This is a genomic window from Frisingicoccus sp., from assembly GCA_016298055.1.
In the GTDB taxonomy this organism is placed as follows: Bacteria; Bacillota; Clostridia; order Lachnospirales; family Lachnospiraceae; genus Frisingicoccus.
In genome coordinates this window covers 1-11,836 of sequence record JAEDDO010000061.1, presented here as the reverse complement: position 1 = coordinate 11,836, position 11,836 = coordinate 1, and the positions used below count along the sequence as shown (strand labels likewise).

The 11,836-nt window shown below is 43.4% G+C and carries 8 protein-coding genes; 5 read left to right on the top strand and 3 right to left on the bottom strand.

The window, feature by feature from the left end:
- Positions 1–77 precede the first annotated feature (77 nt).
- Genes QZZ35_RS06460 through QZZ35_RS06450 form a run of 3 tightly spaced genes read right to left on the bottom strand, consistent with a single transcriptional unit; the run spans position 78 to position 3,343 of the window.
- Positions 78–1,391 carry a YgeY family selenium metabolism-linked hydrolase gene (locus QZZ35_RS06460; protein ID WP_291236655.1) on the bottom strand — a complete coding sequence of 438 codons (1,314 nt, stop codon included), beginning with the start codon at positions 1,389–1,391 and terminating at the stop codon, positions 78–80.
- 38 nt (positions 1,392–1,429) lie between these two features.
- Positions 1,430–2,674, bottom strand: coding sequence for a diaminopropionate ammonia-lyase (gene dpaL, locus QZZ35_RS06455; protein WP_291234478.1), 1,245 nt, complete (start codon positions 2,672–2,674; stop codon positions 1,430–1,432).
- Between the two features lie 30 nt (positions 2,675–2,704).
- Positions 2,705–3,343: a helix-turn-helix transcriptional regulator gene (locus tag QZZ35_RS06450; protein ID WP_291234479.1), complete on the bottom strand. Its 639-nt coding sequence runs from the start codon at positions 3,341–3,343 to the stop codon at positions 2,705–2,707.
- 606 nt (positions 3,344–3,949) lie between these two features.
- Between QZZ35_RS06450 and QZZ35_RS06445 the strand changes: the two genes are divergently transcribed.
- The 5 genes from QZZ35_RS06445 to QZZ35_RS06425 all read left to right on the top strand — a co-directional run.
- Positions 3,950–5,287 (top strand): uracil-xanthine permease family protein, encoded by a 1,338-nt coding sequence (locus tag QZZ35_RS06445; protein ID WP_291236654.1) that lies wholly within the window; start codon positions 3,950–3,952, stop codon positions 5,285–5,287.
- 33 nt (positions 5,288–5,320) lie between these two features.
- Entirely contained in the window at positions 5,321–6,652 is a 1,332-nt protein-coding gene (ssnA, locus tag QZZ35_RS06440; protein ID WP_291236653.1) for a putative aminohydrolase SsnA, read from the top strand.
- A gap of 12 nt (positions 6,653–6,664) precedes the next feature.
- Positions 6,665–9,649, top strand: coding sequence for a putative selenate reductase subunit YgfK (gene ygfK / locus QZZ35_RS06435; RefSeq protein WP_291236652.1), 2,985 nt, complete (start codon positions 6,665–6,667; stop codon positions 9,647–9,649).
- 58 nt (positions 9,650–9,707) lie between these two features.
- The gene (gene hydA / locus QZZ35_RS06430; protein WP_291236651.1) at positions 9,708–11,075 is read left to right on the top strand and encodes a dihydropyrimidinase; all 1,368 of its coding nucleotides are present in this window, start codon (positions 9,708–9,710) and stop codon (positions 11,073–11,075) included.
- 24 nt (positions 11,076–11,099) lie between these two features.
- Positions 11,100–11,836: 2Fe-2S iron-sulfur cluster-binding protein (locus tag QZZ35_RS06425; protein ID WP_291236650.1), on the top strand; the 737-nt coding region annotated here is incomplete at its 3' end.

Here is an 11,836-nt window from a genome sequence, read left to right as displayed (position 1 = left end):
TAAATACATTTGAAAGGGGCGGAGGGGAGATTGGCCCCTCCAGTTCTTATATAAGGGTTAAGGTAATTGATAATAGATTATTTGCTGTATTCTGTTGGAAGTGCAGCGTAAACAGCAGCACATGTTACTAAATCCTGTTTCCATGTTTTTTCATTTGGAGCGTGAGCCTGAGCTTCTGCACCAGGTCCGAAACCGATACATGGGATACCGTTTCTTCCCATGATGGAAACACCGTTTGTGGAGAATGTCCATTTATCTGTTAATGGGCGAGCCTGTCTCATAGCAAGTGTTTCTTCGGCACCGATACGTTTGTCACCGTAGAGACCTGTGTAAGCAGCTTCTAAAGCTTTTGTTACTTTGTGGTCTTCCGGAATCGCCCATGTTGGGAAGTAACATTCGATTTCATATACGCAGCCTGTGTAGGATGGACGATCATAGTTGTACATGGATACTTTAACGTCGTCACCGTATTTCTGAACACTTGGAAGTGCACGGATCTCATCCAGACAGCTTTCCCATGTTTCTCCGAATGTCATACGACGGTCAAGAGAAACGGAGCAGGAGTCTGCAACTGCACAGCGGCTAGGAGATGTATAGAAGATCTGGGATGTTGTTACAGTACCGCGTCCAAGGAAGCGAGCTTCTTTCCAGTCTTTGTTGTATTTTGGATCAAGCATTTTAACAAGACCTTTGATCTCTGTGCCGTCTTCTGCATCATTTTCATTTAATGCACGGATATCCTGGAGAATATCAGCCATCTTGTAAATAGCGTTGTCACCGCGTTCCGGAGCAGAACCGTGGCAGGATACACCTTTAACGTCTACACGGATTTCCATACGTCCGCGCTGTCCTCTGTAGATACCGCCGTCTGTTGGCTCTGTGGAAACAACGAATTCTGGGCGAATACCGTCTTCGTTGATGATGTACTGCCAGCAAAGACCGTCACAGTCTTCTTCCTGAACAGTTCCGACAACCATGATCTTGAAGCCTTCAGGAATTAATCCGAGATCTTTCATGATTTTTGCACCGTATACGGAAGATACGATACCGCCGCACTGGTCGGAAACACCACGTCCGCCGATTTCTGTTTCATTTTCATAACCTTCGTATGGATCAAATGTCCAGTTTTCAAGGTTACCGATACCTACAGTATCAATGTGTGCATCATAAGCGATGATCTTTTCGCCTGTTCCCATGTATCCGATAACATTTCCCTGTGGATCGATGAACACTTCGTCAAAACCTACTTTTCTCATTTCAGCAGCGATTGTTTCGATGTGAGCTTTTTCATCACAGCTTTCACCTGGATTTTTAACGATTGCACGTAAAAATGCAGTCATATCTTTTTCATATCCCTGAGCAGCGTCTTTAATTTTATTAAAATCTAACATGTTATTTTATCCTCCTATATAAATATGTAATAATTATCTTATAAGTCTGCAAATGGTTCTTTATCTGTACCGTATAAACCTTCCCATGTGATCTCGTGGTAACGGTCCGGATCTGTGTCACCTTCTGTGGACACGAGAAGAACTTCTGAATTCTCATCAAGTTTGAGAGCTTCTTTTAAGTCTTTGTATTCCGGTCTTGTCATGATCGCATGGAGAAGACCCATAGTTACAGAACCGGATTCACCGGAAATCACCTGTTTGTCACCTCTGAGAGGAGAACCGTAAATACGTGTTCCGTTTGCACTTACCCAGTCCGGACAGGAAACGAAAGCAGATGCATGGTTTCTTAAAATATCCCAGGAAACGGTATTTGCTTCGCCGCATGCAAGACCGGCCATAATTGTAAGCATATCACCGGTAACGTCTACACGGTTTCCGTCACCCTGCATAGCAGAGCGGTAAAGACAATCTGCAGCGTTTGCTTCTGCAACAACCATGATCGGTGGATTTTCTTTGAAACGGTTGGAGAAGTAGCCGATCACACCTCCGGCCAGGGAACCAACGCCGGCCTGGATGAAAATGTGTGTTGGACGACATCCGTCTTCCTCTAACTGTTTGTCAGCTTCCATGGCAAGTGTTCCGTATCCCTGCATGATCCATGTCGGGATTTTTTCATAACCTTCCCATGCTGTATCCTGAACCATAATACCGCGTGTTGTTTCGGCAGCTTCTTTAGCAGCCATACGTACACAATCATCGTAGTTCAGTTCTTCGATAGTTACGGTTGCATTTTCTTTAGCAATATTTTCCAGGCGTGTCTGAGTTGTGCCCTTTGGCATTCTTACGACACATTTCTGTCCGAGTTTGTTTGCAGCCCATGCAACACCACGTCCGTGATTTCCGTCAGTAGCAGTAAAGAATGTAGCCTGTCCGAATTCTTCTCTTAATTTATCGGATGTAAGTACGTCGTAAGGTACTTCACTGACATCTTTGCCAAGTTCATCTGCAATACATCTTGCGATTGCGTAGGAACCGCCGAGTACTTTAAAAGCATTGAGACCGAAACGATAAGATTCATCTTTAACATATACGCGTTTCAGGCCTAAATAATCGGCAAGACCGGATAAACGTGTCAGCGGTGTGACAGTGTACTGAGGAAAGCTTCTGTGAAAACTGATTGCTTTCTCCATCTGTTCCAGGGACATATTCTGAACCTGAACATCATCTGTTTTTGGAATGTTGTTCATTGTCCATTTAATTTGGTTTGCAGTTGAGTTACTCATGGGTTATTGATCCTCCTTCAAAAAACAAGGTCATTTGTTAATATCTACATAACTGTAGAGTGTGTACTTGGAGATGCCGAAAAACTTTGCGACTTTATCTCCGGATTTTGTAATAAGGAAGGCTCCCGAATCATTCAGGAAGTTGATCGCTTTAATCTTATCTTCCTTTGTCATCAAAGGTACAGGCACACCTACAAGTGCGACAGACTGTTCGATCAGTTCATCTAAAAGCTGATTCACATCGTGGGTGATCACTTTTGGTGAGGAATCTGCTGATGGGGTTTCTGCGTCCTGACAGGTGATCAGTGAATGAATGCTTGTCTCGATCGCGAGCAGATTCGTTATATCATAGTTAATACCGAAAATGTAACGAAGTGAATCGGTTTCATCTTTTATATAGATGGTACTGGATTTTAAGATTCGTCCCGTTTCAGTTTTTGTAAGGTAGGCCAGTTTATCAGGAAGGGTGCCATCATGATGTTTGAGAGCATTCAGTACAGCTCCCGATGGACCGTCACCGAGTTTCCGTCCTGTTACATGACCGTTCTCTATATGAACAATCGTATTATCTGTTGAATCTTTAAAATCGTGAATAACGATTTCACAGTTTTCACCAAACTGTGCCGCAAGGCCGGCAGCAATCTGTTTGAGCATTTCCAAGTATGCCATATGTATACCTCCTTTTTCAGGAACCTTATCGGTCTCTCTGGTTCCACTATAACAGATTTTTTGGGAAATGCAAGAGGAAAATACAAAAAAATTTAGGACTAAAAAATTTTTTTGAGAAAAACCCAGTATTTATGCGGGTTTTATGAGAAAAAAATATTTTTATGAGAAAAAACTATTTTAACCTCTTGCATATTCGTTAAAATGATGATAAAATAGCGGTAATGAAAGTTGTATTTAGTGAAATAAACTAGATAAAACCTTGACTGGTATCTAAAATATTGTCAGAGTGCATGGATTTACAACCTGGTACTTTTCTTATTCAAATCAAAAAAATTTTTAGAATCTGGTAATTTTGGATGAAAAAGTATCCGTTGTAAAAACCTGACAGTATGCACCGGAGATTCATTATAAGAATCGGAACGGTCTCTCTCTAAATCATTTTCTGATGACATTATGATGAGAATTCGCGTGTTACACTTTCATGCATCAAACAAAAGATATTGGTGAGGCACCATGGGAACGGCCAATGATATGAAATAACTGCAGGATGATCATCCTTGACGTGGCGGCGGGTCATTCTGCAGTATAGTAAAAGGAGAATTTAAGATGAGTGGGAAAGAGATGAAGAAAACGTCAGACGAATTATTTATTCTGGATGGCAAACCATCCCTCGGCCAGACAGTACCATTGGCATTGCAGCATATTGTAGCTATGATCGTAGGTTGTGTAACACCGGCGATCATTGTAGCTGGTGTAGCAGGATTATCTGAGCAGGATTCTATTATCCTTATTCAGGCAGCACTTGTTATGTCAGCTATTTCAACATTATTACAGTTATTTCCATTTAAATTTGGAAAGTTCCGGATTGGATCCGGTCTGCCTGTCATCATGGGAATCAGTTTTGCCTATGTGCCTACGATGCAGGCAATCGCGGGAAGTTTTGATGTAGCTACGATTTTAGGCGCACAGATTGTCGGCGGTATTATTGCGATTATCGTTGGAATTTTTATCAAACAGATTCGTAAATTCTTCCCTCCGCTTATTACCGGAACAGTTGTATTTGCAATCGGTCTTTCTCTTTATCCGACAGCCATCAATTATATGGCCGGCGGAGTGAGCAGTCCGTCTTATGGTTCATGGCAGAACTGGACAGTCGCATTCATTACACTGATTATCGTTACCGCATTGAATCATTTTGGAAAAGGTATCTTCAAGCTGGCTTCCATTTTGATCGGTGTTATTGCAGGGTATGTTGTGGCTATGATGTTCGGAATGGTTGATTTTTCATCCGTTGCTTCCGCTTCCTGGTTCCAGTTCCCGAGTCCGCTTCATTTTGGAATCAAATTTGAAGCATCTTCCTGTGTGGCCATCGGTGTTCTGTTCGCAATCAACTCGATTCAGGCGATCGGCGATTTCTCAGCTACAACAACCGGAGGACTTGACAGAATGCCTACAGATGAAGAACTTAACGGCGGTATTCTTGCTTATGGATGTTCCAACATTTTCTGTGCTTTATTCGGCGGACTTCCAACAGCGACTTACAGCCAGAACGTTGGTATCGTAGGATCCACAAAAGTTGTAGCCAAGAGAGTTTTCAGAACAGCCGCAATCGTACTTCTTGTTGCAGGCCTTGTTCCAAAGTTTTCTTCTGTATTGACAACAATCCCGTATTGTGTTCTCGGAGGAGCAACCGTATCTGTTTTCGCCTCCATTGCTATGACCGGTGTTAAACTGATCACAGCAGAACCGATGACTTACAGAAGTACATCCATCGTCGGACTTGCAATTGCACTTGGTATGGGTATCACTCAGGCGAATGCAGCACTTGCCACATTCCCTGCCTGGGTTACAACAATTTTCGGTAAATCACCTGTTGTTGTTGCAACGATCACAGCAGTTATCCTGAATCTGATCTTACCGAAAGAAAAGGAAAACAAAAATTAAACGAGATGAATGAGTAGAAAAGGAGGCCAAATCATGTTAGTAGTGGGAAATGGTCGTACAATTACCAGAAATATGGACCTTCCGTTTGTTGAAAACGGTGCTGTGGCGATCGAAGGAACAAAGATCGTCGAAGTGGGCACAACGAAAGATTTAAGAGATAAATATAAAGACGCAGAATATATTGATGCAAAAGGCGGAATTATCATGCCTGCATTTATCAATACACATGAGCACATTTACAGTGCTATGGCCCGTGGCTTAAGCATTAACGGTTATAATCCGAAAGGATTTCTTGATATTCTGGATGGTCAGTGGTGGACGATCGACCGGAAACTGACACTGGAACAGACAAAATACAGTGCCATGGATACGATGATTTCCTGTATCCGCAACGGTGTGACAACGATTTTTGATCATCATGCAAGTTTCGGTCATATTAAAGGAAGTTTATTCCAGATTGCCGATGCGGCAAAAGAACTGGGCATCCGTTCCTGCCTGTGTTATGAAGTATCCGACAGAGACGGAATGGATAAGGCCCGTGAAGCGGTTCTTGAAAATGAAGCGTTTATCCGCTATGCATTAAAAGATGATTCGGATATGCTGGCCGGTATGATGGGTATGCATGCCCAGTTTACGATTTCCGATGAAACGATGGCATTTGCAGCAGCGCACAAACCGGAAGAAGTCGGCTATCACATCCATGTTGCGGAAGGCATCGAAGATCTTCATGACTGTCTGAAAAAATATGGAAAACGTATTGTTGACAGACTGATGGACTGCAATATCCTCGGAGAAAAGACACTTCTCGGTCATTGTATTTACATCAATCCGCATGAGATGGATCTGATCAAAGAAACAAATACAATGGTTGTCCACAATCCGGAATCCAATATGGGTAATGCCTGCGGCTGTCCTCCGACAATGGAGCTTGTACACAGAGGCATTCTTACAGGTCTCGGAACCGACGGTTATACACATGATATGACAGAATCCTATAAGGTAGCCAATGTTCTGCACAAACATCATTTGTGTGATGCCAACGCAGCCTGGGGCGAAGTTCCGAAGATGTTATTTGAAAATAATGCATTGATTGCAAACAGATATTTTAACGCACCGCTTGGTGTTCTGAAACCGGGTGCGGCAGCCGATGTGATCGTTGTGGATTATGTATCACCGACACATTTAGATGAAAACAATATTAACGGACATATCCTTTTTGGCATGACAGGACGTGACGTTGTCACAACGATTGCCAACGGAAAAGTCTTAATGAAAGATCGTGAAGTGAAAGTGGCAGATGTGGAAGAAGTTTACGCAAAATGCCGCGAAGAATCAGCAAAACTCTGGAAGAGCATTAATGGATAGGAGGAAAAGAGAATGAGTGATCTTATGACATGTATGCCTTTTGAGCAGTTATTAAACTGGATCAGAGAAGAACATGATACAAAACATACAGTATTTGGAATACACAGAGCATATACGGCAGATCCGTCAAAGGCTCAGACAATTTTTAACAGAAAACTTGAAACACCGATCGGACCTGCAGCGGGACCGAACAGCCAGCTTGCACAGAATATCGCAGCATCCTATTATGCAGGCAGCCGTTTCTTCGAATTAAAGACGGTTCAGATCATGGATGGTGCCGAATTATCCGCATGCGTCAATAAACCATGTATCAAAGCGGATGATGAATGTTACAACTGTGAATGGTCTACAGAATTATATGTGCCTCAGGCTCAGGATGAGTATATTAAAGCCTGGTTCCTCTTAGCATTTATGGCAAAAGAGTATGGTCTTGGAAGCATGGACGGTTTCCAGTTTAATATCAGTGTAGGCTATGATCTTGCAGGTATTAAGTCTGAAAAAATCAATACCTTTATTGAAAATATGAAAAATGCCGAGTCTACAGAAATCTTCAAAGAATGCAGACAGGTTCTTTTAAATCATGTGGATGCGTTTAAGAATTTTACAAAAGAAGATGTGGATAAGATTTCTCCGCTGATCTGTAATTCGGCAACGATCTCCACACTGCACGGATGTCCGCCTCAGGAAATCGAGAGCATTGCCAACTATCTTCTGACAGAAAAGAAGATGCATACATTTATTAAATGTAATCCGACACTTCTCGGTTATGATTTTGCAAGAGAAACACTGGATAAGATGGGATATGATTATATCGCTTTCGGAAGATTCCATTTTGAAGATGACCTTCAGTATGTGGATGCGGTTCCGATGCTCACCCGCCTTATGAAGTTATCCTCTGATCTCGGACTTGAATTTGGCGTAAAGATTACCAATACATTCCCTGTTGACGTAAAAGCGGGAGAACTTCCAAGTGAAGAAATGTATATGTCCGGTAAATCATTATATCCTCTGTCCATTTCCCTGGCAGCAAAATTATCCAGAGAATTCGACGGAAAACTTCGTATCGCTTATTCCGGCGGTGCGGATGCCTTTAATATCGATCGTATTGTGGGCAGCGGTGTATGGCCGGTAACTGTAGCAACAACGATTCTGAAACCGGGCGGCTATCAGAGACTGAAACAGATGGCTGAGATTCTCGATGAAAAAGGCGTGAAAGCTTTTGAAGGCGTGGATGTGGATGCATTAAATAAGGTAGCGGAAGATGCAGTAACCGATAAACATCATGTGAAACCGGCCAAACTTCCGGGCTCCAGAAAGACAAATGAGAGAGTGCCTTTACTTGACTGCTACACAGCACCATGTGAAGATGAATGTCCGATCCATCAGGAGATCACAACTTATATGCATCTTGCCGGCGAAGGCAAATATGAAGAAGCACTCAAGGTGATCTTAAACCGAAATGCTCTTCCGTTTATTACAGGAACGATCTGTGCACATCCTTGTCAGGGACACTGTACACGTAACTTCTATGAGACACCGGTACAGATCCGTGATACAAAGCTTCTCTGTGCACAGAGTGCCTACGATCAGGTGATCAATACAGTGAAATCCGCAAAGAACTGTGATACAACCGTAGCTGTTGTGGGCGGCGGTCCTTCCGGTATGGCAGCAGCTTACTATCTGGCAAGAGCCGGTGCATATGTGACAATTTTTGAAAAAAGAGAAAAACTGGGCGGTATCGTAAGTTCCGTTATTCCGGATTTTAGAATTAATGATGATGTGATCAGCAAAGACGTAGCTCTGCTTGAAAAACTGGGCGTTAAGATCCTTTATAATACAGAAGCACCTTCTGTAGATGAACTGAAAAAAGAATATGATCATGTGATCCTGGCGGTTGGCGCTTACAAACGGGGTCAGCTTGATCTTGAAGGTGAGCAGGCCGTCAATGCGCTTGAATTCCTTGAAAACTTCAATAAGACCGGCGGAAAGATGACACCGGGCAAGAACGTTGTTGTCATCGGCGGCGGAAATACAGCGATGGATACAGCCCGTGCCGCAAAACGGTGCGAAGGCGTGGAACATGTATACCTTGTTTATCGTCGTACAAAACGGTATATGCCTGCGGATGAACATGAACTTTTACTCGCACTGGAAGACGGTGTGGAATTTAAAGAGCTTCTGGCACCTGTTAAAATGGCAGACGGAAAACTGATCTGTGATGAAATGGTTCTCGGTGCTGCAGATGAATCCGGAAGAGCCGGCGTGAGTGCTACAGGAAACACTGTTGAAGTACCTGCGGATATGGTGATCGCCGCTGTCGGTGAAAAAGTACCGACAGATTACTATGAGGCAAACGGCATCAAAGTTGACTCCAGAGGCCGGGTACTTGTAGATGACAATCTTCAGACAAATGTGGATGATGTTTATGTTATCGGTGACGGCTTATATGGTCCATCCCTTGTTGTCAAAGGAATGGCTCACGCCATCAAAGCAGCAGAAGCGATTATCGGAGGCGATATTTCCGAAAGCATGAGCCAGATGCTCGATGTACAGGAATTATATAATAAGAAGGGTATTCTCGAAGAACCTTCAGACAAAGCAGAAGGTTCAAGATGTCTCGGATGTTCAACTGTATGTGAGAACTGTGTGGATGTATGTCCGAACCGTGCCAATATTTCGATTAAGGTACCGGGTATGGCACGTGCCCAGATCATCCATGTAGATTATATGTGTAATGAATGCGGCAACTGCCGAAGCTTCTGTCCGTATGAAAGTGCACCATATCTTGACAAATTTACATTATTTGCAAATGAGGCAGATATGGCCAACAGCACAAATCAGGGATTTGCAGTGCTTGACAGAGAAAAGATCACATGCAGAGTTCGTTTCCTCGGAAAAGAATTCGAGTGGACAAAGGGCGAAGAAGGAAAACTGCCGTTCGGACTGGCAGATCTTATCACTGCTGTGTGCAAAGACTATACATATTTACTGGGTTAACAAATTATTAATGGGATTCTGATCGTGCAGGAAATTCAGAGAGAGAGGCGGTATCATTATGAAACGATTGTTTCGCGGCGGCATTGTAGTCAGTGGAGAAGAATGTAAAAAAGCAGATGTGCTCATTGAAGACGAAAAGATTGTAAAGGTTGAAGAAAATATCGAAGATCCGGCGGATGAGGTTCTTAATGTGACCGGAAAATATCTGTTTCCGGGATTTATAGACGGACATACCCATATGGCTCTGGAGGTATCCGGAACAATTACGGCAGATGATTTTGATACGGGTACAAGAGCGGAGCTGGCCGGAGGTACAACCTGCATCGTTGACTTTGCAACTCAGAATAAGGGGGAGAGCCTTGCCCTCGCTTTAGAAAACTGGCACAAAAAAGCAGATGGGAAAGCCCACTGTGATTACGCGTTTCATTTGGCTATATCCGACTGGAATCCGGATATAAGCAGCGAACTTGAGCAGATCGTTGCCGGCGGAATTCATTCATTCAAATTATATACGACCTATGATGCCATGATCGTTGATGATAAAAGCATCTATGAAATTCTTGCACGATTAAAAGAACTTGGGGGAATCGCAGGTATACACTGCGAGAATAAAGGCATCATTGATGCACGGTTAGAGGAAGTCATCCGGGAAAAGGGAGACCGGAAGAACGTGTCCGATTATCCGGGAACACGGCCGGCCTGTGCAGAGGCCGAGGCCGTCAACCGGATCTTGAATATTGCACGTTGTGTCGATACACCGGTCATTATCGTTCATTTAAGTTCAGAAGAAGGTTATAAAGAAGTCCTTCGCGCCAGAGAATCGGGACAGACCGTCTATGTGGAGACCTGTCCACAGTATCTTGTGATGGATGAAAGTTTTTATGAGCTTAAAGATAATGAAGGAAAAAAATATATGATCGCACCTCCTCTTCGCAAAGTATCAGACCAGGATGTGCTCTGGGAAGCATTAAAGACGGATAAAATCCAGACCATCGCAACGGATCACTGCAGCTTTACAACAGCCCAGAAGGATATGGGAAAAGATGATTTTTCAAAAACACCTTGCGGTATGCCGGGGGCAGAGGAACGGCCGGCACTCATTTTCCATTTCGGAGTGAACGAAGAAAGAATCCGGATGGAACAGATGTGTCGTTTCCTTGCTGAAAATCCGGCAAAACTGTATCACCTCTACCCGAAAAAAGGTGTGATCGCACCGGGAAGCGATGCGGATATTGTTGTATGGAATGCAGAGACAAACTGGAGTCTGTCGGCTGCCACCCAGCAGTCTGCCAGCGATTATTGTCCGCTTGAAGGACTTCAGTTAAAAGGCAGAGCAGAGCGTGTGTATTTAAGAGGCATGCTGGCGGCACAGAATGGTGAAATCAAAGAAGAATATAAAGGAAAGTATCTGAAGGCAATTAATTAGTTTGACTGGAAAGTGGGAAGGAAAATGTATACACTGAATATTAATGGTCAGGTCGTTACAACAGATAAAAAACAGTCATTACTTCGTTTTCTCAGAGATGAACTGCATTTGACATCAGTGAAAGACGGATGCAGTCAGGGAGCCTGCGGTGCGTGTACAGTAATTATAGACGGGGAGACATGTAAGGCGTGTGTTCCGAGTACAGATCAGCTTGAAGGAAAAAAGATCATTACGACAGAAGGTCTTACCGAATGGGAATCAAAGGTCTATACATATGCCTACGGGGAAGCGGGAGCCGTCCAGTGCGGTTTCTGCATTCCCGGTATGGTGATGTGTACGAAGGCATTATTGGATAAAAATCCGGATCCGACAGAAGATGAGATCAAATATGCGCTCAGAAATAATTATTGCCGCTGTACAGGTTATGTCAAAATTATCGCAGCTGTAAAGCTTGCGGCAAAAATTAAGAGAGCGGGAGAAATTCCTGAAAAAGGAGCAGATGACTGGAAGATCGGATCCCGGGTCCATCGGCTTGATGTCGAGGAAAAAGTACTCGGATACGGTAAATATCCGGACGACTATTATCTGGAAAATATGTGTTATGGTTCGGCCCTTCGGAGCAAATATGCGAGAGCCAGAGTTTTATCCATCGACACATCGGTTGCAAAAGCACTCCCGGGAGTTATCGGCATTTTTACAGCAGATGACATTCCGGGTGAAAATAAAATCGGTCATTTAAAACATGACCAGTATACCCTTGT

Coding starts and splice junctions, on each gene's coding strand:
- QZZ35_RS06460 (WP_291236655.1), bottom strand. CDS start 1,391: ATGTTAGATTTTAATAAAATTAAAGACGCTGCTCAGGGATATGAAAAA.
- dpaL (WP_291234478.1), bottom strand. CDS start 2,674: ATGAGTAACTCAACTGCAAACCAAATTAAATGGACAATGAACAACATT.
- hydA (WP_291236651.1), top strand. CDS start 9,708: ATGAAACGATTGTTTCGCGGCGGCATTGTAGTCAGTGGAGAAGAATGT.
- ssnA (WP_291236653.1), top strand. CDS start 5,321: ATGTTAGTAGTGGGAAATGGTCGTACAATTACCAGAAATATGGACCTT.
- QZZ35_RS06445 (WP_291236654.1), top strand. CDS start 3,950: ATGAGTGGGAAAGAGATGAAGAAAACGTCAGACGAATTATTTATTCTG.
- QZZ35_RS06450 (WP_291234479.1), bottom strand. CDS start 3,343: ATGGCATACTTGGAAATGCTCAAACAGATTGCTGCCGGCCTTGCGGCA.
- ygfK (WP_291236652.1), top strand. CDS start 6,665: ATGAGTGATCTTATGACATGTATGCCTTTTGAGCAGTTATTAAACTGG.